23 protein-coding genes and 2 pseudogenes are annotated in these 24,275 nt (G+C 50.3%); 11 read left to right on the plus strand and 14 right to left on the minus strand.

Annotated features, from left to right (window positions below; translation table 11 throughout):
• Nucleotides 1–38: 38 nt before the first annotated feature.
• A complete protein-coding gene (locus ABIE10_RS01330) occupies nucleotides 39–830 on the minus strand; it encodes an SDR family oxidoreductase (protein ID WP_429154443.1) in 792 nt (263 codons plus the stop codon).
• A 148-nt stretch (nucleotides 831–978) separates the two neighbouring features.
• Here ABIE10_RS01330 and ABIE10_RS01335 point away from each other — a divergent pair, with 148 nt between their 5' ends.
• Nucleotides 979–1,872, plus strand: coding sequence for a LysR family transcriptional regulator (locus ABIE10_RS01335; protein WP_047502196.1), 894 nt, complete (start codon nucleotides 979–981; stop codon nucleotides 1,870–1,872).
• 24 nt (nucleotides 1,873–1,896) lie between these two features.
• Here the strand turns inward: ABIE10_RS01335 and ABIE10_RS01340 are convergent, their stop codons facing one another.
• The 3 genes from ABIE10_RS01340 to ABIE10_RS01350 form a co-directional block, all read right to left on the minus strand.
• A complete protein-coding gene (locus ABIE10_RS01340; protein WP_429154446.1) occupies nucleotides 1,897–2,886 on the minus strand; it encodes an aldo/keto reductase in 990 nt (329 codons plus the stop codon).
• 26 nt (nucleotides 2,887–2,912) lie between these two features.
• Nucleotides 2,913–3,764: an aldo/keto reductase gene (locus tag ABIE10_RS01345; RefSeq protein WP_200047029.1), complete on the minus strand. Its 852-nt coding sequence runs from the start codon at nucleotides 3,762–3,764 to the stop codon at nucleotides 2,913–2,915.
• A gap of 96 nt (nucleotides 3,765–3,860) precedes the next feature.
• Nucleotides 3,861–4,061, minus strand: a complete 201-nt coding sequence (locus ABIE10_RS01350; RefSeq protein ID WP_429154448.1) for a hypothetical protein — start codon at nucleotides 4,059–4,061, stop codon at nucleotides 3,861–3,863.
• Nucleotides 4,062–4,613: 552 nt separating this feature from the next.
• On the opposite strand from ABIE10_RS01350, the gene brnQ reads away from it, so the two are divergent.
• Entirely contained in the window at nucleotides 4,614–5,732 is a 1,119-nt protein-coding gene (brnQ, locus tag ABIE10_RS01355) for a branched-chain amino acid transport system II carrier protein (protein ID WP_429154450.1), read from the plus strand.
• Nucleotides 5,733–5,865: 133 nt separating this feature from the next.
• On the opposite strand, the gene ABIE10_RS01360 is transcribed toward brnQ, so the two are convergent.
• The 7 genes from ABIE10_RS01360 to ABIE10_RS01390 form a co-directional block, all read right to left on the minus strand.
• Entirely contained in the window at nucleotides 5,866–6,930 is a 1,065-nt protein-coding gene (locus tag ABIE10_RS01360) for an alpha/beta hydrolase (protein WP_047358268.1), read from the minus strand.
• A 135-nt stretch (nucleotides 6,931–7,065) separates the two neighbouring features.
• Entirely contained in the window at nucleotides 7,066–7,827 is a 762-nt protein-coding gene (locus tag ABIE10_RS01365) for a carboxymuconolactone decarboxylase family protein (protein ID WP_429154453.1), read from the minus strand.
• Nucleotides 7,805–8,284, minus strand: coding sequence for a (R)-mandelonitrile lyase (locus ABIE10_RS01370; RefSeq protein ID WP_047497910.1), 480 nt, complete (start codon nucleotides 8,282–8,284; stop codon nucleotides 7,805–7,807). The genes ABIE10_RS01365 and ABIE10_RS01370 overlap by 23 nt, the downstream gene beginning before the upstream one ends.
• 107 nt (nucleotides 8,285–8,391) lie before the next feature.
• On the minus strand, nucleotides 8,392–9,039 hold the full coding sequence (locus tag ABIE10_RS01375) for a DUF4405 domain-containing protein (RefSeq protein ID WP_131405043.1): 648 nt from the start codon (nucleotides 9,037–9,039) through the stop codon (nucleotides 8,392–8,394).
• 51 nt (nucleotides 9,040–9,090) lie between these two features.
• Nucleotides 9,091–9,741, minus strand: a complete 651-nt coding sequence (locus ABIE10_RS01380; protein WP_429154457.1) for a flavodoxin — start codon at nucleotides 9,739–9,741, stop codon at nucleotides 9,091–9,093.
• A gap of 70 nt (nucleotides 9,742–9,811) precedes the next feature.
• Nucleotides 9,812–11,281, minus strand: coding sequence for a heavy metal sensor histidine kinase (locus tag ABIE10_RS01385; protein WP_080859794.1), 1,470 nt, complete (start codon nucleotides 11,279–11,281; stop codon nucleotides 9,812–9,814).
• A 15-nt stretch (nucleotides 11,282–11,296) separates the two neighbouring features.
• The gene (locus ABIE10_RS01390; protein WP_049282242.1) at nucleotides 11,297–11,977 is read right to left on the minus strand and encodes a heavy metal response regulator transcription factor; all 681 of its coding nucleotides are present in this window, start codon (nucleotides 11,975–11,977) and stop codon (nucleotides 11,297–11,299) included.
• Between the two features lie 219 nt (nucleotides 11,978–12,196).
• On the opposite strand from ABIE10_RS01390, the gene ABIE10_RS01395 reads away from it, so the two are divergent.
• The 8 genes and pseudogenes from ABIE10_RS01395 (at nucleotide 12,197) to ABIE10_RS01430 (ending at nucleotide 20,639) form a co-directional block, all read left to right on the plus strand.
• A complete protein-coding gene (locus ABIE10_RS01395; RefSeq protein ID WP_216403245.1) occupies nucleotides 12,197–13,246 on the plus strand; it encodes an alpha/beta hydrolase in 1,050 nt (349 codons plus the stop codon).
• Nucleotides 13,247–13,915: 669 nt separating this feature from the next.
• Nucleotides 13,916–14,311: a VOC family protein gene (locus ABIE10_RS01400; protein ID WP_153690292.1), complete on the plus strand. Its 396-nt coding sequence runs from the start codon at nucleotides 13,916–13,918 to the stop codon at nucleotides 14,309–14,311.
• Between the two features lie 430 nt (nucleotides 14,312–14,741).
• Nucleotides 14,742–14,922 (plus strand): annotated as a pseudogene (locus tag ABIE10_RS01405) (IS3 family transposase); the annotation flags it as partial.
• 194 nt (nucleotides 14,923–15,116) lie between these two features.
• Nucleotides 15,117–16,070: a LysR family transcriptional regulator gene (locus ABIE10_RS01410; RefSeq protein ID WP_429154461.1), complete on the plus strand. Its 954-nt coding sequence runs from the start codon at nucleotides 15,117–15,119 to the stop codon at nucleotides 16,068–16,070.
• A gap of 282 nt (nucleotides 16,071–16,352) precedes the next feature.
• Nucleotides 16,353–16,823 (plus strand): CYTH domain-containing protein, encoded by a 471-nt coding sequence (locus tag ABIE10_RS01415; protein ID WP_047497931.1) that lies wholly within the window; start codon nucleotides 16,353–16,355, stop codon nucleotides 16,821–16,823.
• A 37-nt stretch (nucleotides 16,824–16,860) separates the two neighbouring features.
• Nucleotides 16,861–17,496 carry a hypothetical protein gene (locus ABIE10_RS01420; RefSeq protein WP_047497933.1) on the plus strand — a complete coding sequence of 212 codons (636 nt, stop codon included), beginning with the start codon at nucleotides 16,861–16,863 and terminating at the stop codon, nucleotides 17,494–17,496.
• 57 nt (nucleotides 17,497–17,553) lie between these two features.
• Complete coding sequence (locus tag ABIE10_RS01425; protein WP_016153315.1) at nucleotides 17,554–19,125, plus strand: SLC13 family permease; 1,572 nt, start codon at nucleotides 17,554–17,556, stop codon at nucleotides 19,123–19,125.
• Nucleotides 19,126–19,178: 53 nt separating this feature from the next.
• Nucleotides 19,179–20,639, plus strand: coding sequence for a hypothetical protein (locus ABIE10_RS01430; RefSeq protein ID WP_370916683.1), 1,461 nt, complete (start codon nucleotides 19,179–19,181; stop codon nucleotides 20,637–20,639).
• A 112-nt stretch (nucleotides 20,640–20,751) separates the two neighbouring features.
• Here the strand turns inward: ABIE10_RS01430 and ABIE10_RS01435 are convergent, their stop codons facing one another.
• Nucleotides 20,752–21,261, minus strand: coding sequence for a hypothetical protein (locus ABIE10_RS01435; RefSeq protein WP_429154466.1), 510 nt, complete (start codon nucleotides 21,259–21,261; stop codon nucleotides 20,752–20,754).
• A gap of 337 nt (nucleotides 21,262–21,598) precedes the next feature.
• On the opposite strand from ABIE10_RS01435, the pseudogene ABIE10_RS01440 reads away from it, so the two are divergent.
• Nucleotides 21,599–21,709: pseudogene (locus ABIE10_RS01440) on the plus strand (Arm DNA-binding domain-containing protein); the annotation flags it as partial.
• A gap of 134 nt (nucleotides 21,710–21,843) precedes the next feature.
• On the opposite strand, the gene ABIE10_RS01445 reads toward ABIE10_RS01440, so the two are convergent.
• Nucleotides 21,844–22,608, minus strand: coding sequence for an IclR family transcriptional regulator (locus ABIE10_RS01445; RefSeq protein WP_047389881.1), 765 nt, complete (start codon nucleotides 22,606–22,608; stop codon nucleotides 21,844–21,846).
• A gap of 155 nt (nucleotides 22,609–22,763) precedes the next feature.
• Nucleotides 22,764–24,275, minus strand: a complete 1,512-nt coding sequence (locus tag ABIE10_RS01450; RefSeq protein ID WP_016153311.1) for a tripartite tricarboxylate transporter permease — start codon at nucleotides 24,273–24,275, stop codon at nucleotides 22,764–22,766.

The following is a 24,275-nucleotide window of genomic DNA, read 5'->3' on the forward strand; positions in this document are numbered from 1 at the left end:
CATTATAAGAGGGCGATGATACAGCCTTGTCGGGATGCTTATGATTTATTTATAGATTTCAGCAACCCCGTGCGGTTCAGCTCGTTAATAATGCACTCAGGTTCTTCACACAGAGGCATATTGTCTATATCTAAAACGCCATCATTTTTTTGTGGATCATCAGCCTGCAGGTCTGCAAACAGTGGAGTAAGATCCGGCGGTGCTTCGCCTCGTTCGGCCACCAGCTCAAACGTTTTATTTTTTGCCGCCTCGTTATTCAGGGCACTGACCAGAACCTGGGCGATTTGCTGCCTTGATATCACACAATCTTCTGGTGTTCCTGCATGGCGACGATCCCCCTGAAGCAAAACGATTCTGTGTTCATCATCATTGTTGTAATCAAACCAGCCGGGTCTGACGATGGTATACGGGTGACCACTCGCTCTGACCAGACGTTCGGCACGTCTTTTCCAGTCATGAACCTCAGTGCGTTGATTCCAGGTGCTGAGTCGTTCAGTCACGCCAATCGTGGTCATTAAACCGATGCGTACAGGTGTATCCCTGAAGAGTCGTAAAATGTTACGCACACCGCCGTAATCTATCGCTCTGGCGCCAATACGCCCCTGGCCATCGGAACCGAGCGTGAAGATGATGGCATCAATATCTTTCGGCAAATCGGTAAGTGTTTCAGGCATTGAAACATCGCCGTAAAAAACATCCGTTCCACGCGGAAGTAATTTTACTTTCCGTTTATTTCTGACCAGCGCCACGGGCTGATGACCCATTTCGATAGCGGTATTCACGACATGAAGACCAATACTTCCGGTCGCGCCTGCAATGAGTATTTTCATGATAAACCTTATGATAATTCAGACTTATTTTCTCTACAGCCAGAATATCAATTATCATTATTGTCAGTAATAGGGCTAAAATGATTGTGTCTATGAACACCCTTCATGAGTGCGCGATGAAGGGAATGCCACCATAAGGAAATTGCCGATGCTTAAAGAAAACTTCAACGAACTGCAAATCTTTCTGGTGGTGGCAAGGGAGCGAAGTTTTACCAAAGCAGCGGGCAAACTGGGTGTATCTCAGTCTGCACTCAGCCATGCGATGAAGGCGCTGGAGGAAAGGCTCAATATCCGCCTTCTGACCCGTACGACCCGAAGCGTTGCCCCTACGGAAGCCGGTGAGAGAATTATTGCCTGCCTTGAACCGCGTATTGCCGATCTTGAACAGGAGCTGGAATCGCTGGTTCAACTGAACGGCACTGCCTCCGGCAATATCCGCTTATCTGCTGGGGAGCATGCCGCGCGAAGTCTGGTATGGCCAAAGTTAAAACCTTTCCTCAAAGAATATCCGGAAATTAATCTCGAACTGGTGGTTGATAACGGCTTTGTCGATATTGTTGAGGGCCGTTTTGATGCCGGGATCCGCCTGGGCGAAAGCGTGGATAAGGATATGGTTGCTGTAAGAATTGGCCCGGACATGCGCATGGCCGTGGTGGGAGCACCGTCTTACTTCGCGGCAAACCCTGCACCTGAAACGCCGCACGAGCTACAAAATCATCGGTGCATCAATATGCGCCTGCCGACTGCCGGTGGGCTTTATCACTGGGAGTTTGAGAAGGAAGGGAAACCGTTACGGGTCAGAGTGGAAGGGCAGGTAACGTTTAATCAGCAGGCAGAAAGGATTGATGCTGCTTTATCCGGTTTTGGCATTGCCTGTATGCCTGAAGACAGGGTGCAGGATTATATAAAGTCAGGGGAGCTTATTCAGGTTCTGCAGGACTGGTGCCCATCTTTTCCCGGCTATTATCTCTACTACCCGAGCCGTAAGCAGCACCCGCCCGCATTTGCGCTGATGATCGATGCACTTCGCTACGCCCAATAACGGGTCCGTAGACCCGTTCGGATATTAACGGCCTACGCGGGCCTGGTGCTCAGGAGAGTAACGTTCACCGACGATGTTAATCGTTTCCAGCGCCTGGGTTATCTGCTGCGTATCCTTCGGCGAAAGAATGATGTCGGCACCCCCCAGGTTTTCCTCCAGCCGGTGCAGTTTGGTGGTACCAGGGATAGGAACAATCCACGGCTTTTGTGCCAGCAGCCATGCCAGCGCGATTTGCGCAGACGTCACGCCTTTCTCTGCCGCCAGTTCACCCAGCAAGGTGACCAGCTTTTCATTGGCTTCAATCGCCTGCTCGGCGAAACGCGGCACTTGGCTTCTGTAATCATCCTTGCCAAAAGTGGTTCCTGGCTTAATCGATCCCGTCAGGAAGCCTTTGCCTAATGGGCTGAAGGGAACGAAACCAATACCCAGTTCCTCCAGTAACGGCAGGATTTCCTGCTCAGGTTCGCGCCACCACAGAGAGTATTCGCTTTGCAGCGCAGTGACCGGTTGTACGGCATGTGCACGACGAATGGTTTGTGCGCCCGCTTCGGACAGACCGAAATGTTTGACTTTGCCTTCCGCTATCAGGTCTTTCACCGTTCCCGCGACATCTTCAATGGGGACATCCGGGTCGACACGGTGTTGATACAGCAGATCAATGACATCAGTCTTAAGGCGGCGTAATGATCCTTCCACAGCTTCACGGATATGCTCCGGACGGCTGTTTAAAATCTGCTGCTTGTTGTCCGCGCCGAAGGTAAAACCAAACTTGGTGGCAATAACCACACGGTCACGAAACGGTTTTAAGGCTTCGCCTACAACCTCTTCATTAAGAAAGGGGCCATACACTTCAGCGGTATCGAAGAAGGTGACGCCACGTTCAACCGCAGCGCGAATGAGCTCGATAGCCTGACGGGTATCGGTCGCCGGACCGTAGCCATGGCTTAAGCCCATGCAGCCGAGCCCAAGCGCGGATACTTCGAGTCGGGATTTACCCAGATAACGTTTTTGCATTGAATGAATACCTCTTTTATCGCGACTTAAACATCAAGTTTGCGGCCGGTCAGCCATTCCACCATCGCCGGATCGCGGTGAGAGAAGAAGGCGCTGGTTGCAGTGTCGAGCGTGGCAATCAGCAGCATATCTTCAGAACTAAGTTCAAAATCGAGAATGTTAATGTTCTCTGCCATGCGTTCTTTGCGCACCGATTTCGCCAGTGAAATGATGCCTCGCTGGAAGATCCAACGCAGAACAACCTGGCCCACGCTTTTGCCGTACTTCTGACCAATTGCCGTTAACACGGGATGCTGGAACAGACCATTTTTCCCTTCAGCAAACGGAGCCCAGGCTTCCGGCTGAATGCCACGGCTTTGATTCCAAGGAACGGCATGCAGCTGCTGGTTGAAGGGGTTAACTTCAATCTGGTTTACCGCAGGGGCAACGTTGTTGAAGGCGATAAGGTCGGCCAGTCTGTCAGGATGGAAGTTGCTGACGCCAATGGCGCGAATTTTTCCTGCCTGTTGCAATTCTTCCATGGCACGCCATGCCCCATGAACATCACCGTAAGGCTGGTGAATCAGATACAGATCAACATAATCAAGTTGCAGACGATTCAGGGAGCGTTCGAACTGGGCTTTAGCGCCTTCGTAATGAGTATCCTGCAGCCACAACTTGGTCGTAACAAAGAGTTCGTTACGGTCGATACCGCTTTGTTTCAGAGCGTTCCCGACCTGGGTTTCATTCTGGTAAGACGCGGCGGTATCGATCAGGCGGTATCCCGTATCGATGGCATCAATCACGGCTCTTTCGCATTCAGCGGCATCAGACATTTGAAACACACCAAAGCCCAGCAGGGGCATTTCAATACCGTTGTTCAGTTTTACAGTTTGCATGACGTTATCCTTTGGCTGTTGTCGAGGAAAAGCATAACGCAAAGTTATTTATTCGATTAGATGGGGTAATTAGCTAGGGTTTATTAGATGTGTTCATTAATTTTGAGGAGGGCTGATGGTCAACTTTTTGTCAGAAGCGGCTGTTGCTAACTCCCTACGATAATAATCGTTGGGGTTCTTCTCAAGCACAGAGCGTTGAACTTTTTTGTTAATGCCTGAGCGATAGTGCTTTTCCCACTTCCTGGCAGGAAGCTGAGGATGATTAGCATAGTTTGGCTGTGAAATGATGAAATCCAAAAGTACACCCTGACTTGGGGGAATTTGCGGCTCTGTTACTACAAGTGATATGACAAGTGTCGAAAAGTGTTACTGCCAGCGTTACTCGTGGCGATCTCTGGGTCTGCCCGCTTAGCCGTTCCATGCCAAAATCGGATGTAGTTGGTATTGTTAATAAGTTAACAAGTTATTAATTCATCAAAAAATATACATTACCGTAACAAGGAATATATTTTTAACTGCTCAACACTCCCCTATAAATATTAAACACATGCTTGTTTGCATCTACCTTTGGTTGAAAGTCATGTTGTCGTATGTTTATTTAACTCGTTACAGCTGGAGTTAGGAATATTGATTAGAAGAAAATACTGGAGGTGATAGCAAAACGGTTAATAATTGTTCTGTGAAAAGTATAAATCAGTGATAAAAATCACAAAACAATCTTAAATTCGGCTAATTGTCCTGTAATCTATATTATCTCCACTAAATGAATCGCACAAAACCTGAGCGTTTTTAAAAAATATGACAAAGAATTGTAAACTGCCTCTATCCGAGACTATAGCTCTTGGGGGGATGACGCTGGCTCTTTTTCTTGGTGCTGGCAATATTATATTCCCGCCGCTGGTCGGCATGCAGGCGGGCGCAAACGCCTTTAATGCAGGCTTTGGCTTTATCATCACAGCGGTTCTGTTCCCGGCACTGGCGATTATTTCCCTTGCCATTAATGGCGGTGATATCGCGGAATTAACGAAACCCTTAGGCAAATGGCCGAGCCTGATTTTTATTGGCATTTGCTTTTTAACGCTGGGGGTTTTATTTGGTACGCCACGCACCGCGACGATTAGCTACGAAGTCATCACCGATGGCGCAGCTAGTTCCCTGATGCAGAAGATTATATTTTCCGCCGCGTTCTTTGGCCTTGCTGGCGCGACGCTGGCTAAGCCGGGGAAAATGCTGGAAATCGTCGGTTTCTTCCTTTCGCCCATTAAAATTAGTGCCCTGATTTTTATCGGCATATGTGCCTGGTTACATCCGATTGGTGAGCTCACGACCGCCACAACCGCATATCAAACTCGCGCGTTCGATACAGGGTTCGTCAACGGTTATCAGACCCTGGATGTGATCAGTGCGTTGTGCTTCGGCGCCATTATCACCCACACGCTTAAACAGCGCGGGATCCACCATCCGCGGGGTATCTTCACCCATTCCATCGCCGCAGCCTTTATCGCCGCTGCAGGTCTGGCCGTGATTTATATCTGCTATCTGTCGATGGGGTCCCACAGCCCGGTGCGGGGCGCAACGAACGGTATGCAGGTGATGAGCGCCTATGTCGAGACTGTTTTTGGCGTTTATGGCCGGGTGTTGTTGGCGGCGATCATTACCCTCGCCTGTCTGGTCACGGCCATTGGTCTGACGACCGGAACAGCGCGCTATTTCAACCAGACGACCGGTGCGTCTTATGGGCTACTGGTGACGCTCTCCCTGATGGTGTCAGCAGCACTTGCCGTGCTGGGACTGAATTCCCTCACCGCAATGGCGGTTCCCGTGCTGTGCGCCATTTACCCGGCTGCGCTGGTCGTGGTCGCGCTGGGCATCGTTAGAAAATGGACAGACGTGCCGACGAATCTGTATCAGTTGCTTTTCTATAGCGCCCTGGCAGTGGGAATAATGAGCTTGTTTGTAAAATCCTGAATGAACACTGCGAGTTCGGAAGTTGTCTTTTCATTTTTGCGCAAAACAGACCGTCACGCCCCCATTTTATTTTTTTGATATAACTGATGATTGTATTGAGCCCTCAATAATGAAGGCTCAATATTATCTCTTTCTATTGCAGGTCTTTCTCCTCCAGGAATTTACTCACCATATCAGCAATCTGCACGTTATTCAGATCCGAGAACGGGAAGTGGGTATTCCCTTTGATTCCTTCCTCAGGCAGATGTGTCACAGTGACATCCCCGCCATGCTTGTTCACCACGTCACGCCACTCGCGAGCCATTGCCAGACGCACGCGCCAGCTGTCCTGCGCGGGCATGGCGACAGGTTTATCCGGGATGTTATCGCCGTAAATAATCAGAATCGGAATTTTAGTCAGTGCCATAAACTGCTCCATCGGCACCGGTTCACCCTTCAGCGTGTCGAACGCGCTTGGCATTGGGGCAGGGAGCTCTTTCTCCGGGAAGACAAAGCTGCTACCAGGCTCGAAGGCGACAATCGCTTTGACCTTGTCGTTTTTCATCGCCGTGTACCAGCCTGGTCCGCCACCCTGAGAGTGGGTGAAAAGGATAGCCGGGCCGGATTTATCCACGACGGCGGACATCGCATCAGAGATAACATTGATATCAAACGGCCCGGTATTCGGGGTCATCTGACGGAAATACTGATTTAGCGCTTCTTTATCGTGAGAAAACTGAACGCCCTGAAAATACTCCGGCCACACGCCAACGCGGAACTGGTTAAACCACATCTGTTCATCCGGTTTAGGCGTAACCGTACCTTCTACCGTCGTGCGCCCGGCGCTGCCCCGGCGGGGCTGATCGACAAGATAAGTTGAGAATCCACGACGCAGGAATATGTTCTGGAACCCTTCGCGACCATCCGGCGTGGTTTCCCAGGTGCGGGAGAACTGACCTGCGCCGTGCAGCATGACGATAGGGTATTTATGCGGATTTTCCGGAATTTGGTAGAACACAGACGCATGATCGCCATGCCAGGTTTGACCCGCAGAGTCCAGCGGCGTTTTCGCGTCAAATTTCCCTGGTGCGGTGATGATAGTGCCACCAGCAGAAAAGCTTCCCTGTTCCTGAATGACCAGCGGCTCGGCGTATACCGACTGAGCCACCATGCCACCCGCCATCGCGCAGATGGCCAGCGTTTTTAAGACAGTTTTCAAGATTACATCCTCTGTTATGTTTGCCGTTCAATCATATCTGAGTTGTCAGCGTGAATTATTTAGCACCTTTGATTGCCCTTATTTGGCAGACTCATGAATGCGGAGGATTAGCACCGTATCGTCTCAAACCAACGCCTAACTGTTTGCTAACGCCTGTTGCAGCGCCTGTTCCGCCCGCGTAGCCGCATCTTCTTCGCCATGTTCACGCAGAACTTGTGCCAGTTGGCGCAGTTGCGCAGACGTCAGGCCGACTCGCATGCTGGCTCGCGTATGCGATAACAGCTGAGCTTCAACGCCCGGCGTGGCGGCTAATGCGCCAACCGTTGCCAGCTCGCGGCTTTGCCAGTCGAGGTTATCGCGGGTGAAAATGTCGCCGAACAGATGCGTTTGTAGGAATTGATTAATGACCGGGGCAAAATCGAACAGAGGTCCCTGGACGGGAGCACCGGAGATTTTAGTCTGGTTTGCGGTACCGACACGGCGAAGCTCATCTCCGACAGGGATGGCGGCGACCGGCTCTTTACCTTCAACGTCTTCAACGCCTCGTTGTTTACGTGCTTCGACGACTTTCATCAGTTCATTCAGCGCGTTCAGGCTACGGGGAAATCCCGTATAGGCATAAAGCTGGACGAGAATCTCTTTGGTCTCGTTTATCGTGAGTCCTGCATCAAGCCCCTGATTCAGTGCCGCATTCAGCTTATCCATCTGACTGCTGGCCATTGATGCCGCAATCAACGGGATGGCTTGCTGGCGAGCTGACAGCGTATCTGAAACCGTTTGTTCGTGGTTCATTTCTGAGGTTCCTTTATTGACGGGCGCAGCATGTGCCGTGAGACCCAAACCAAAGGTCAGCAGTACCGCTGCCGTTAATGCCTTAATGGGCGTGGTATTGTTCATCTGTCACTTTCTCCATCCAGTTAACGCTTTTGCCATCCACAATCCCGGTTATCGCCAGGTGCGTCATTGCGCTGCCGGGGGCTGCCCCGTGCCAGTGTTTGACGCCCGCTGGGCAAGAGACAACGTCGCCAGCGCGGATGACCTGCACCGGCTGGCCTTCTTGTTGGGTAAGCCCAACTCCCGAGGTCACAATCAGCCGCTGGCCTGCCGGATGCGTATGCCAGGCGGAACGAGCACCTGGCTCAAAGGTGACATAAGCCCCGGAAACGCTAATTTCGTTATCTGGTTTGAAGAGAGGATCAACCCGGACGCGACCGGTAAAGTTCTCTGCTGGCCCGTACACCGCATTCTGGCTTCCGGCGGTGGCGATATGGACAGCGGGATTTTGCTCCGCCGCCCAGGATGAAAACGTAAAGAGGGGCAGTAACAGCCCGAGGTAACGTAAATGTCTGATCATGCAAAGCGTCCTTATCTACAATGATGGAGAGGGTCTGCAATGATTCTAATCAGGGGGAGATGTCGTCAGACTGACGCCAGCCTGACAATTCTGTCAGTTAACCCTTATTATGGTGACGCTGCTTTGTCTTTTCTAAAAATAAGGCCCCAAAGCGAAAACCGTGTCATTAATGAAAATAAAACAATAATGGCCAGGTAGCGTAGATAAAAAAGTAGGGCAGATTCATCGTAATCGAAAAAGGAAAAATCGACCTTTATCAACAAATAATCGAGATAGTCCTGGTTCAGTAATTCGTACAATCCCAGTAGAGCGATTAGCGAAAAAACTCCCGGCATCATGACATTTGCAAAGAATGAATTGCTGGAGATGTTCAGGACCCGGCAGAAAAAGGTCGCCAGCATTTTCCAGTGCAACCCGATATGCAGCGCCAGAATGAGCATTCCCCAGTGGACCGACGTCATGTGTACTTTCCTGACCCAGCTCGCCGGGTTGTGGAACGCCTGGTCCAGAAGGATATGTCGGGACAGCATCATGCCCGAGACAATCGCGGTCAGAATGACAACGAATGTCACTGCATTAATGATTCTGTTAACTACCAGCATGGTTAACGGAATATTGGGCGACAGTGACCACAAGCGATGCCGGTTAAGATATAAATGCAGCATGATGAGCAGCGTAAAAATAATACCCGCCCATTCATGCACGATTTCACCGTGAAGGTGAAATCCCATCAATACCAACAGAAGTAACGTCATCAGCGCATCCTGCATGACCTGGAAAATATAAATTTTCTTCATGTCGAGGGATTAACGCTGTGGCTGGACTTGTTTTACCCATTGCTCAACCTGCGCGGGTACGTCAGGAGCTGAAATATCGTTGCGCGAGATCGCGAGCGCACGAGTGACTAATTTGGCCTGTGGCTGCATGCGAGCAATTTCTCGCAGGGAGTCGGCTAACCTGCTGCCACCATGGGTGGTAAAGGGAACGACCGTTTTGCCTGCAAAGTCATTTTGCTCAAAGAGGCTGTATATCACCATTGGCATGGTATACCACCAGATGGGGTAGCCGACGTAAATGGTGTCGTAATCGCTCAGGTCAGGGAGCGGCGTTTTTAGCGAGGGTCTGGCTTTCGTTTGCTGTTCCTTTTCGGCAACGCGCAAAAGTGCATCATGCTGGCGAGGGTAGGGAATGGCGGTTTCAATGCGAAACAGGTCGCCGTGAGTCTGCTTCTGAATCAGTTGCGCAATAAACTGCGTGCTGCCGGTCTCCGGCGTATTTTTTTGTAATACGCTGGCCCCGGAAAAACCATCCACGGCACCAGGTTTCATCTCCTCTGGCTGTGAAAAGTAGATAATCAGCGTGCGGGCGTGTGCGGATAAATCCTCTGATGCGAACGCGGGCTGCCCCAGAAGCCCCATGACCATCATCGCCAGAAACCCGCTAAATACCTTTTTCATTCTCACTGTTTCATTCCTTCAATCAGCCGTGGTGAGTATCAGCAGTGATTCTGGCGCAGATAGCCTGACATCAGACTGACGACTCTCTGACAATTTTGTCAGAAGTCTTTGCGCGCGGAGATCCCGATTTTGTCTCTGAAATCAGTCTCCCGGTTCGGATAGCGTCAGGCTGTTTAGCAAACGTCAGGCCAAAGGTATTGATACCGTTCTCGCTACGGGCAAAGACATCTCCCCGGTGCATAATGGCGACGGCACGGACAATCGACAGGCCCAGCCCATGATGGGTATCACTCCTGGCTCGGGAGGTGTCAACACGATAGAACCGTTCGAAAAGCCGGTGCAAGTGCTCTGGCGCTATCGGATCGCCAGGGTTAGAAACGTCTACACAAGCTTGATTGCCTTTTTCGCTTAAGCGCACCGTAACCGTGCTATTGGAGGGGGAATGCCTGGCGCTATTTTCCAGCAAATTAGCCAGTGAACGGTGAAACAGCCGCCTGTCGATATGCGCCGTGACGTCGCCCTCAACCTCCAGCGAAAGCTGTTTTTCAGCAAAAGAGGGTTCAACATATTCCGCTGTTTTCAGGGTTTCTTCGCGCAGGGACACCTGCGTAAGCTGGGAAGCATGTTCACCTGCGTGCGCATGAGACAGGAACAGCATGTCGTTAACTATCGACGTCATGCGTTCAAGTTCCTCCAGGTTTGAACCCAATAACTCTTCCAGTTCATCTTGTGAACGTCGGCGTGATAGCCCGAGTTGCGTCTGACCGATCAGGTTAGTCAGCGGGGTACGAAGTTCATGCGCAACATCGGCATTAAAGCTCTCGAGCTGTCGCCAGGCGATTTCCTGACGCTCTAACACGCCGTTAAATGATGATGCCAGTTGCTGCAGTTCTTCGGGCAACGCGCAGGTATTCAGGCGCTGGCCATGGTCACCTGGTGCAAGGTGTTGTGCCTGCTGACTGAGCATGCCCACCGGACGCAGGCCAATCCGTGAAACAACGTATCCCAGTAAGGCGACAATCAGTACGCCCAGCGCGGCAATAATCAGCAGCGTTCGTGTGAACGCATCAAGTGTGCCCATATACGGCGTGGAGTCGATGGCAACCACATAGCGCAGCTCAGGCCTTTCACCGTTGGCGGGGATGGTTTTCACTAACAGGAACAGTGAGCATGCACCTTCCGATGCGCCGGGCACTTTATTAAATCCCTCCTGCAAAGAAGACCACTGAACGCCCACCGGTGGTATTCCCCCCATGCTAAAGCGCGGGTTATCGCTCACTATCCAGTAGCGAACGCGCTCACCTTCAGAATTGGTTAGCAGAGTAAATTTATTAGCCAACGTCGACCAGCCGTCAGCCGAGGTTCGTGCGGTGATCCACGGGCTCATTAATGATTCCCGGAACAGCAGCTCGTTGTGCATCTGCTTTTGCAAAGAGTCATGTAAGGAGCTTCTGAGCAGGATACCGATAATAGACACAATCAGCAGCGCGGATAAGGCAAACATCAGCGCCAGGTGAACGGAGATGGAACGTTTAGGCATGCTGAGCCTCTTCATTTATTCCGACCGGACTTCGAGGACATACCCCATGCCACGAACGGTATGTAACAGTTTGACGTCGAATGGGGCATCCACTTTGGCTCGCAGACGTTTAATGGCGACTTCAACCACATTGGCATCGCTGTCAAAATTCATGTCCCATATCTGCTCAGCAATCATCATTTTTGACAGGATCTCCCCCTGATGCCGGGCGAGAAGACTTAACAGGGAAAACTCTTTTGCGGTCAACTCCAGTCGCGTTCCGGCGCGAAATACGCGGCGGGCCAGCAGGTCGAGATGCAGATCGTGAATTTGCAGCTGGGTGATGTCTGCGCCATCCGTAGCGCGGCGACGCACCAGTGCCTGAATACGCGCCACCAGTTCAATCAGTGAAAAGGGCTTAGGGAGATAATCATCAGCGCCAAGCCGAAGCCCTTTGACGCGCTCGTCGACCGAACCGCGGGCCGAGAGCATTAGTACCGGCGTCTGTTTGACGGCTCGCACCCCCTCAAGTACCCGGTAGCCATCCATCCCCGGCAGCATCACATCAAGGATTATCGCGTCGTAGTCAAGCTCCAGCGCGTAATGAAGACCTTCAGCGCCATCTGCAGAGACATCTACCGTAAATCCGGATTCACTCAACGCACGGTTGAGATAGGTTGACGTTTTTTCTTCATCTTCGACTAGCAACAGGCGCATAACGGGATTTCCTCTTAACTGTTCAATCGGGCTTATTCTGCCTCTTGATTGCCAACATAAAGCTGACGCTTACCTGACAGCATTGTCAGAAACATGAAGCCATCTCTGCCTGCTTGCTGACAAAAATGTTATTTACCTGTCACGATGCTGACAGGCCTCTCTCTCTAACCTGAGTCTGCACATTTAAATCCGCAAGCCTGAAACTCATCGGGAGAGACCATGAAATTCAATCTGTTAACTGCAATACTGCTCACGGCAATAACCGGAGCCACCTCAGTCAATGCGGCTGATTACAAAAAAAATCCATTCACCCTGGCCTATGACGGTGCCATCACTGAGAACGTCAAAGGCAAGGTCAACATTCATCCGGTGAAGTACGATCTGCATGGCATTCAGATAGCTGCGAATGTCTATACCCCTGTTAACTACGATCCCGCCAAAAAATACCCTGCCGTAGTGGTTGCACATCCGAATGGCGGCGTAAAAGAGCAGGTCGCAGGCTTGTATGCCCAGCGTCTCGCCGAGCAGGGCTACATCACGATTACTGCCGACGCGGCTTATCAGGGCGCGAGCGGTGGGATGCCTCGCAGCGTGGATAAACCCGCTAATCGCATCGAGGATATCCACGGCATGGCTGACTACATCAGCCAGTATCCGGGAGTGGATACTTCCCGCCTCGGTCTGCTGGGTATTTGCGGAGGTGGCGGTTATTCACTTGTTGCGGCCGAAACGGATCAACGGTTTAAATCGATCGCAACCATCAGCATGTTTAATTCAGGCCTGGTGCGGCGCAACGGTTTTCAGGACTCACAGCTGGATACTATTCAGCAGCGTCTTCAGCAGGCTTCTGACGCACGTGCTCAGGAAACTTCCGGAGGTGAAGTCCTGTACTCCGGTGATGCCAATCTGACTGATGAACAGATCGCTAAGTTACCTTTTGCCTTATATCGACAGGGCTATGAGTACTACTGGAAAACTCACGCGCACCCGAACTCTACGTTTAAATACACGACAAGTAGCCTGTTGGATTTGATGAGTTTTGACGTTACGGACCATATCAATCTCATCAATAAACCGCTGCTGATGATTGCTGGTACAAAAGCCGACACGCTCTATATGACGGAAGATGCGTTTGCGAAAGCCACCGGTACAAAAGACAAAGAACTCTTCTTGATCGATGGCGCTACCCATATCGAGACGTATTGGGTTCCTGAGTACGTCGACAAGGCTTTGCAAAAGCTGGACGTCTTCTTCGATAAGAGTATTTAACCCCCTATCAGACGATACCTTTGGCCAGCCACTCAGGCTGGTCATATCAGGACATAATGAGTGTGTCCGCATGTGACCAAGACTAACGAAGTCGGGAGGAAAGATAATTACGCACATTAAATAGCCGCTATGAATGAAATTCATAAAACGGCAGGGACATCTGAGGATTATTATTTGCCTGTAAGGTTTTACTTCGTGGTACAGGCCAACTTTAGGTTTAGCATTACGGCATTGAGTGCCTCCTTATCCAGCATGGCTTCGGCTTGCAGCTTCTTGAGGCGGGCGTTCTCCTCTTCAGGCGACTTGTTCGTCGGAAAAAACTTTAAAATAATACTTAACGCGTTAAGTGCTAATACCCGACGCCTTTCAGGTTACTTGCAGGACGGTCACAGCGGGAAAATGCAAACACGGTTGTGCTATTAGTCCGATACCCACCTTTTAACTTGCTAAGAAAAGCTATAATCTGATGTCGTCAACGCAAACAATAAGCTCAATGAGAGAATATACAGGAACTGAACTGGAATAATCACACTTTCAGGAATACAAAGGAGCACCAGGATGATATATCTGAATTTTGACAGAGCTTATCTCTGATAAGCCAAATTAATAGTCACGCTCAGATGCTCAAACTTGCATTTTTGTGGTTTATGTAAATATAAGGGAAAATATATGAAATTCAACAATGTAAGACTGTTAGTCAAAGATTACCGCAAATGTTTCAATTTCTACACCCAGAAGCTTGGTTTGGAAGCTGTCTGGGATATTGAAGATTGCTATGCCAGCTTCAAAGTCGCCGAAGGTATAGAAGGCCTTGCTATCTTTACTTCTGATCTGATGGCCCCAATTATTGGAAATGCTGACAGAGAAAAAACGATAATATATCGCGAAAAATCAATGGTTTGTTTCGAGGTTGATAATGTAGATGAAAGCTTTGAGGCCTATTCGTTAAAAGGGATTAAATTCATTAACGAGCCAATGGATATGCCAGAATGGGGTGTGAGAGTGGTTCATCTGTACGATCCGGAGGAAAACTTGATTGAGTTATTTACGCCGCTTGGAGGCTAACAGGGGTGTCATTACTTGAGGCATAACACCCGACTGTTGATACACGTTTATCCGGACCAACACTAAACTCGTTGGGGACTGCAGACGTTTTGGCTATCGCCATATATGACACCTCTGTATGGCTGAGGTCAGCATGCCTGCAACTGCTCCGTCATGCGCCCCCTAACTTCTCGTTCGTGCTTCCTATTTCAAGCAGATTCCCCTCTGGATCGGAAATATAAAAATTTCGGATGCCAAAAGAAAGCGTCATTGGTCTACCTGCAGAAAGTTGCAATTTCGACTTTAACTCTTTACTTGCAAATAATGGTTATTATCACCTGGTAATATAACTGAGCTAATTCACTTATTACTTAACCACCTTTAGCTAAATTCGCAAAATCCCTTTTATTTCTACTGTAGTGGTTTATTGAATTTAGCCACCTGAACAGAGGTGATATGCTCATCTCAGAACAATACAGGTGTCCCAACGAAAAAAAGAAATTTCAGCGCAGAGTTTAAACGCGAATCCGCTCAACTGGTCCTTGGCCAGAACTACACCGTTGCAGCTGCGGGATGAACGACAGTGTAAAATGCCAAATGCCTCCCCTATAACCCCGGAACAGGTACGTATAACAATGGTAACGCCCTGTTTGCGTGGATGCGCTTCGGCTTTTAGAGACAGCGAGGCATTATCACCTTTTCTCATGCGGTTTCCGGAATACGTCATCCAGGAAAACGAACGGATGCTCCCCTGCTTTTTCTGTGTTAATTCGGTATATTCATATTCAGAATCGTTAAACGCACCTCTAACCGCTGGTACCTAAATATGGATATTGACCATTTTAAGACGTTCCACCAGGTTGTTATCAGCGGCAGTTTTACTAAGGCCGCACAGGCACTCTTTTTATCTCAGCCCGCCATCAGCATGCAGATCCAGGCACTGGAAAGCTATCTGAAGGTGTCATTATTCGATCGTTCCCGTCGGCAAATTAGTTTAACCAAAGAAGGCGAAGTCCTGTTTGAATACACACAGCGTATTTTTCATCTTTTTGATGAAGTACAGAGCGTGTTTCAGGACATCAGTAAACTACAGGTAGGCCGTCTGACCATCGGGGCGACGGGCGTGATGGGCACTTACTATCTCACGCGTTTTATTCAGCGTTTCCACGAACGCTTTCCGGGAATTGAACTGGAAATTCTGACCGGTAACTCGCACCACATTGCGGAACTGGTCGCCAGCGGCGAGGTTGAGATCGGTTTTGCCGGACGTTCCGTAATTCGCTCTCCGTTACAACAGGTATTTCTGCATCGGGAAAACTACAAAGTAGTGGTGGGCAAGAACTCCCCCCTGGCGGCATCCGCCAAGGGGGATATGAGTCCGGATGAATTGCTACAATCACCTTTCATTATGCGTGAGAAAGGAACGCGGATAAGAGCCAAAATAAATTCGTGGTTTAAACGTCACTCAGCGAACACCGCTCCGCAAAACTGTGTGACGCTCTCTAATCTGGAGGCGACTAAACGGCTTATCGGCAGCGGTTATGGCGTAACCGTGATTCCTCATCTGGCGATATCCGATGAGCTGAACAGCGGTGAGCTGGTTGAACTTCATGTCAAAGGTTTTAATCTCGCGGTAGATTACTACCTTGTTTACCAGGGGGAGCACTCACTGTCCCGCGCCGCCCTCGGCTTTATTTCACTGCTTTATGATGATACTCCAGATAATGAGTGGGGGAGTTTTCCTGAGCTGCTGGAAAATATATTCCATAATCATCGCTAAGTGGCATTGTTCATTATCCTTGATAAAACAAGGACTCATACGCTTATGTTTGAAAAAAAACAGCCTATAAGCCGAACACATTGTTTACGCCCCTATCAAATTTAACTCTCTAAAATTAATGAGAAAATAATAAATGTGATCGACATCAATCTATAAACTGAGCTTATAGGTCTGATACTGATTTACAATTTTTAATCCTGCCAGAAGCCTGCCTAATATGGAGTCAATTAAGAGAGATAGTGAATAACTATCGACAGATGTTCCGACAATGAGAGGCTTAAGATGGCTAAAGAAATTGAAAGGAAATTCCTGGTGTGCTCAGAGCAGTGGCGCGCACTTGCAGAGGGAACAGTTTATCGTCAGGGATATCTCAGCAGTATAAAAGAGAGAACTGTTCGTATCCGGACGATAAACGATAAGGCGTTCCTGACCATCAAGGGAGTTACCGTTTCTGCAACGCGAACTGAATATGAATACGAAATTCCGTATGCCGATTGCTGTGCCATGCTGGATGAGCTGGCAGAGCGTCCCATTATCGAAAAGAAACGCTACAAAATCCCGGTGGGTGATGTGGTGTGGGAAATCGACGAATTTATGGGGGTCAACGCCGGACTGATCGTCGCAGAAGTGGAATTGAAAAGTGAAGAGCAGCAGTTCGATAAACCCGAGTGGATTGGTGAAGAGGTGAGCGGCGATCCGCGCTACTTCAACTCCAATCTGGTCGCCCATCCTTTTACCGAATGGGATAAATAGCGGCATTCACCATTCTTAATGGAACAGGAGAATCACAATGGCTACGCATATGGATAAGAATACCGCCACGTCGTCGAGCGACGCTGAAAAAATCATTCCCCGCGCGGAGTTCCGCGTATTCGGCCACGGCATTATCGAACGGGTAAAAGAAAAAATGTGGGATGCCAAAGCCACATTATTTAAGGCTCGTAAGATGCCGGAAGAGACCTACTTTCTGTCGCTACATACCGATACGGTTAACGTTAAAGTCCGCGACGGTCTGCTGGATATCAAAACGAAAACCGGTGAAACCCCGGAAGGCTATGAGATCTTCCAGCCGCGCGGCAAGTTTCAATTCCCGGTGCAGCGTGAGGAGTTAGCCACCATTTTGCAGCACCTCCATGTCAACATGGCGCTGGATAAAGAGAGCTATACCCTAGAAGAATTTACCAATATGGCGCGGGCCAGTAGCGATTTAGTACCGGTTAAGGTAGAGAAAATGCGCTACGGTTTTTCCGTTAACGGCATCATCAGCGAATACGCGCAGGTATGGTTTAACGGTGCGATGGTCGAAACCGCCTGTTGCGAAAGTGAAGATTATGCCGGAATTAAGGCAGTGGTTGCGGCGCTGGGGCTCGACGAACTGCCTAACACGAATTATCTGAAAGCCGCCAGACAGGTTGTTGGCATGTGAAATTCACGCCTCCATGGGTAGCTTGCTGCCCATGGAGGCGCATAAGGAGACATGGCCATGTCAGACAAAGGCGCTAAGAAAGTTTTCGATCCGCTGGATATGAGCAATTATTCTCTGGAGAAATTCAAGGAGATTAAAGCCGGTATCTGGATGGAGCGGATCAAATTCATCGGTATGCCGCTGGCTATCCTGCTGTTCCTGTTCTTTCATTTACAGTGGGTCGGGCCTATCGAAATGTTCGATACCCAAACCAAAGTTCCTCCGGCCAACTGTTACAGCGCAACGGGAATTTTTCTTGCCTCGCTGGTGCTGTGGTTGACGGAGGCGATTCCGAACTATCTCACCTCGCTTATCGTGGTCGTCACGGTGATCCTGACCGGCACAATGAAGATGCGTCCTGCGTTTGCCATGCTGGGTGAGCCAGTAATGATCCTGAACATTGCCAGCTTCATCATGGCCAGCGCTCTGGTGGTGACAGGGTTGGCGAAGCGTATGTCGCTCTGGCTGTTGGTACGCATGGGGAATAATATCTCGTTGCTGTTCTGGTGCTTTATATTACTCAACCTGATTCTCGGGGCGTTCATCAGTGCGACCTCAGCGAAAACGGCGCTGTTGTTACCGCTGTTTATGGTTATCGCCGCCATCTACGGTGCGACCGGCGGGGAAAAACGCAATAACGTCGGGCGCAACATGGTGCTGCTGAACCTGCTGGCGAATAACGTGTCGGCCAGCGCCTTTATCACCGGTTCCGCAGCTAACCTGCTGGCGGTCGCGATGATGGAGCAGGCGGGATTCAAAGTCTATTACGGCGACTGGTTCATTGCCCTGTGTCCACTGGCGCTGATTCAGTGTGCCATTGCCTGGTACACCGGAACTCGCTGGATTTTCCCCATTAAGAAAGAAGATGCTAAGCCGAAAATTGAAGGCGGCATGGATCGCCTGAAAGGGGAATTGGCGCAGCTCGGTAAGATTAGCGCGGGTGAAGTTCGCGCGGCGCTGACCTTTATTATCGTCCTGTTGCTGTGGGCAACCGACCGGGTGCACGGTATGCGTGCCGAAGTTATCGCCGTGGCGGGTGCCTGCGTTGTTCTGATGCCTTCGGTGTGCAAACTTCCGGCGCTGGGCGTGATGAAGTGGAACGACGCGGACATTCCCTGGCATATGCTGATGTTCAGCTTTGGTGCTTACGTCCTTGGCGGAATGGTCGATCAGACAGATATCGTCGGCCTCTATATTCACAGCCTGTTTGATAAATGGCAGATCGACCCTTCAGGTGGCGGCAAACTGTTGGTCTTTGCCGTACTGAGCGGCGTGTTCGCCATCACCACGCTGGTGAGCGAAAGTAAAACGGCACGTACCATCATTATGTTCCCGATCATTATCAGTATCGCTAAAAAGTTCGGCTGGGACGTGGTGGGATTCTGTCTGCCGATGGCATTCCTGATTAACCAGGTTTACGTGCTCTACTTTAACTCTAAACCCGCAAACATCAGTTACCTGCTTGATCACTACTCGACCGGTGAGTCTTTCAAATATGGTATTATCCAGATGGCTATTATTTGGGTGTTACTGATTTTATGGACTCAATATGTCATGCCGCTGATGGGGTTCAATAGCGCCCTCTGGTAGCATTGATGTGAAGGCGGTAATTCAAATTACCGCCTGATTTGCAGGAGGCAAAGATGCCAGGCGATACGATAAAAGCATCAGGAAAACGCTGTATCGAAATTAAGCAGCGGATTTTTTTCCCGCAGAAAGTCGGCACCAAACCTCTACGAAGCGAAAACTACCATATTGAAACCTGGCTATTCTTTCCTTCCAGTTTGCAGATCAATCGTTGGACATTTCCGCCGCAGGCCTTTCAGCAAAACCTGAAGAACTATATTCGCCTGCGTCCTCCCACCCTGTCGCTGCGTAAATTGTCCGTCAGCGTGCCGAAGACGCTAGGGACAATTGAACGGTTAATTACCGAACAGAGCAAAGATACCTCTGCGCAGGGTTTTGAATACCGACTCAAAATGTTTTGCCTGACCTTCAAACGGGCGCTTCACGTAGAGGTACGTTATATCGGCAAGTTGAGTGAAGACAAACAGGAGCAGGCGCTGCTGAGCTTCGCCGCCACCTCAGAGGATATTCTCAATAACTATCGTCGGATGCGGATAAAAATGTCAAAGGTGGCTGAGGTCAATGCGTTACGCATCATTGACTATGGTGACGAATTCCTCTCACTGATGCTGACGCACTATGGGCGTAAATTGCTCAATGATCTTTCGCCTTCACCGGGATACGATACTCTGCGTATTTTCTGGCGCGAGCAGATGCTGTATCGCAAAGCCAATCATCCGGGGACTTTCCCGTCACCTAATTCGGATAACGAACTGGTGATTTATCACGTTAATACCCTGAAAAAATATATCAGCAGTCCAATGTATCTGGATATCCGGCGTAAAAAAGGCGAGACCTTTCTGGCGCATACCATTGCCGGAATCGCCGCGGCAATTGCGATGATTTTCGCGACGGCGGTGGCGTTTATTTGGCAGGGGAAATACGGAGCGCTGAGCTTTCAACTATTTCTCGCAATGGTGATTGGCTATATCTTTAAAGACAGAATGAAAGAGGGATTTCGGGCGCGATTGTTTTCGACATTTCGCCGTTGGTTACCTGACCGACAGCAGATAATTTATAAAAACCTGCGCTCTCCGGTCGGTAAGTGCAACGAATCTTTCGTCTTTGTGGGGGAGCGTCAGCTACCCGATGACGTCAGGACGATGCGCCGTAAGGTGCACATTCTGGATATTCAAAACTATTATCTGAGCGAAGACATTTTGCACTACTCCAAACACGTTCATCTGCGCGGCGGGGACCAGATGTTTTCCGCCGTGAATCGTTCTGTGATGGATATTACGCGCCTGGATATCACCCCTTTTTTGAAATACACCGATGAGTTGCTGAATGAATTACCGACTCTGGATGATGAGCAGGTGCTGTACGGGGAAAAGGTCTATCACATCAACCTTATTCATCGGGTGACGGATGGCAAAGAGAGTTTTCTGGAGCGGGCACGCATCATTATTAACAGCGCGGGTATCAAGCGCATTGAACCAGTTTTTACTGCCGGGGAATCAGAAAGCGAAGAGGGCTGACGACAGAGATAAAATGCCTGATGGCGCAGCGCTATCAGGCCTGCGGGTTCCACATCTGTAGGCCTGATAAGGTGTTTACGCCGACATCCGGCAATAAAAGCTGAGCAACCGTTCAGCCTGTTTTACGCACAGGGCGATAGTGGGTGGATTCGTCAAGAAAACGGCGGATGTGGATTTCTTTTTCCAGCCGCTGTTGAAGCTGACGTTCGAGCGCTTCAGGAGAGTGCAGATCGGCCAGCCGCTCGTTGATTCTGCTCACGGCTTCGCTGCGCAGCTGTATATGTTCCTGGATATTCTTCTGTGCCCGTGCTGTCCGGGTATCGCCGAAGAGCATAAAGGTCATTAATTCACGCTGCTGCTCAGAGTTAAGGGCGTTCAGATATTTGGTGCACAATGTTTGGTAGGTGATGATGCGACGATCGAGTTCGTCAACCCAGGCGGTCAGCTCGTCACGCTGCACGGGTGAAAGCTCAGCCATTTCCTGCTGACCGAAAAGTGTTGTTCTCAGCGCCTGAAGCCCGGCGAGATACTGCTGCTCCAGAGGAATCACCCGCTGAGCAAAGCATTCATCCAGGGAGGTTTTAGTTTCCTGCGCGATATTCTGATAAACAGGTTGACTCATTTTTTCCTCCCGCACGCGTGGTGCTATTAGATAAGACCAGAATTGCAGCCAGGATGAGTACGATCCCGCGTCTTAATTTAAGCTAACATAATAAATTATAAACAAAAAATCTATTCTGCTTATCTGAATGATAACCTGCTCTGATAGTTCACCTTAGTTTCTTTGCGTCAAAAATAGATTGACCGCCAGGCCTTGTAGGCTGCTACACACACCGTTTTCCACGTTGCCGCTGTGTCTGGTCCTTCTTTTTCGATTAGTTTTCCACGTCCGACGATAAAGCATTTGCTTGTTCATAATCGATTCTGTCGATCGTGCCGATCGGTATTATTCATTATTCCTGTCAGCTATTGGCGTTTACCCCGATGTTTCTCTGGCTGAAGCCAGAAGTCAGCGTCAGGAGGCTAAAAGGACATTCGCGGCTGGCAACGATCCTTCACTTGCACGAAAAAGAGTGTGTTTTCGAACCTGCATGTTGGAGAACCCGGCAGTGGGGCACTCTACTCGCGGGACAGCAACAGACGACATAGCTGCAATCGATATGCGCTCGTTAACATTCAAGGATGTTGACATTAAGCGGTGGGATTACGGGGTAAAAGAAGGGGCGCGCCAGCCCAGTTCCAGCGATATTTTTTTAGCGCACTCTTTGACGTGAGGGACGAGTTCTTGCATGCGTGCGTCCGGCATATAGATGACCGTGCTGGCGACGGAGATGGCCGCGACCACATGGTTTCCGGCATCGTAAACCGGAGCCGCCACGCAGCGAATCGTCGGCTCATTTTCTTCAAGATCGAACGCGAAGCCTGCGTCGGCGTAGCCGCGCATCCGGGCGAGGAAGTCCGGGAGATGACATAATTCGCCATGGGCTAAAAAAAGCTGACGCCATTCGGATTCATCCGCGTCGAGTAACAGCGCTTTGCCAATGCCGGTCAGCACCAGCGGCATGCGATGCCCGATACGCGAGCGCATTTCCAGTCCCTGCTGGCCTGGAATTTTATCGATATACAGGACTTCCGCGCCTTCCCGTTGCCCCAGATGAACCGTGTCGCGGGTAAAATCCGCCAGCTGTTGCAGGAAGGGGCGCGCCAGAGGATAAAGCGGCGTATTTTCCAGTGAACGGGTGCCCAGCTCAATTAAGCGTGGGCCGAGCGCATAGCCATCGTGGTGAGTGAAGCGAAGAAAACGCTGTTGTACCAGCGCGCTGAGCAGCCGATGGGTTGTGCTTTTACTGGTTCCGGTAAACTCGCCGACGCTGCGTAAATCCCGACATCCTGACGCGACGGCATCAATAACAGCAAGACCGCGCAGTAGGGTTTGTACTCCCGTAATTTCGGTAGGTTGAGCATCCATAATTCACCCTGATACAGTGGTCATATTCATGTTTAAGATCAGTACGATAACAATAACCGATTCTGTGCGATAAAAATGTAACCGCGCCGTGATTTCGCCACCGCGGGCAGAAATTCCGTGTAACAGTGACGGATTTTCTGCCCGTTTCTGCTCATTCAGGAGAGCAACTGATTTTTACGTGCGCGTCTTGCGGCTATGGCCTTGCGTACCATTGGGCCAAACAGAGTCAGCATCGCCAATAGCAGGAGCGTGGCGGTGATGGGACGGGTATAAATGAAATCAAAACTCCCGTTGGACAGCGACATCGCGCGACGGAAGTTACTTTCCGCCATAGGCCCCATGATGAGTGCCAGCACGACAGGAGATGCCGGGAAACCGCCTTTTTGCATGAAATAGCCGATCACGCCCGCGACCAGCATAATGCCGACGTCAAACATGCTGTTGTTCAGAGCATAGGTGCCGACGATACACAGTGCGAGGATCAGCGGAGTCAGGACGCTCTTGGGAATGTTGATCATTTTGGCGATGAAACGAACGGAAACCAGGCCAAGAATAAGCAGCATCAGATAGCAAAACAGCATTCCGACAAACAGCATATACACCGTGTCGCTGTGTTCGGTAAATAGTCGAGGCCCGGGCTGCATTCCCTGTAGCGTCAGCGCGCCCAGCATTACCGCCGTCGTGGCGTCACCAGGAATCCCCAGCGTCAGCATAGGTAACAGCGCGCCGCCCGTGCAGCCATTAGCGCCTGCTTCACAGGCCGAAACCGCTTTGAGTTCACCCTTGCCAAACTGATCTTCCGGCCTGGCAAAGCGCTTCGCTTCATTGTAAGAAACGAAAGCGGCAATATCCGCCCCCGCGCCGGGAATCATGCCAATAAACACCCCCAGACCGGAGGAGCGCAGCAGTGTGACAATAAGACGTTTGAACGTAGACCACGGCGGAATGATTCGACCAATAGCGTACTGCACCGTCTTGCTCACTACCTCGTCTTTTTCCAGCGACTTAAGCACTTCTGCAGTGGCGAACAGGCCAATCATCACCGGGATAAAAGGCACATTCATCAGCTCGACAAAACCGCCGGTGAAACGCGGAAATCCGCCCATCGGATCGAGGCCAATGGTCGCGACCAGCAAACCACCAACGCCAGCGATCAGCCCCTTAATCAGCGATTCACCGGAAATACTGGCAATAATACTTAAGCCGAAAACGGCCAGCGCAAACGTCTCTGCGGCGCTGAATTTTAGCGCCACCTCGGCCAGAATCGGCGAGAGGAACATCAGCACGATTATGCTGAGGGTGCCGCCGAAAAAAGAGGAGAAAGTCGCCGTGCCCAGCGCCACACCGGCCTGACCTTTTTTCGTCAGTTCATAGCCGTCAATCGCCGTTGCCGCGGCGGCTGGCGTGCCGGGGATCCGGAGCAGAATGGCAATAATCGAACCACCATAAACGCCACCAAAAAAGACGCCGGAGATAATCAGTAAGCCAGAAATCGGATCCATGCCGTAGGTAAAAGGCAGCATTACGGCAACGCTCATGGTGACAGTCAGGCCCGGTAACGCGCCCACCAGGATGCCAAGCCAGACGCCAATCATTGAAAATAAAATGGCTTCCGGGTGGGCCAGCAAGCTATTTACGCCGCCGAGAATAAGATCAAATTGGGACAT

Origin of the sequence: Citrobacter sp. 506 (assembly GCF_050434985.1) — a bacterium.
Classification (GTDB): Bacteria; Pseudomonadota; Gammaproteobacteria; order Enterobacterales; family Enterobacteriaceae; genus Citrobacter; species Citrobacter braakii.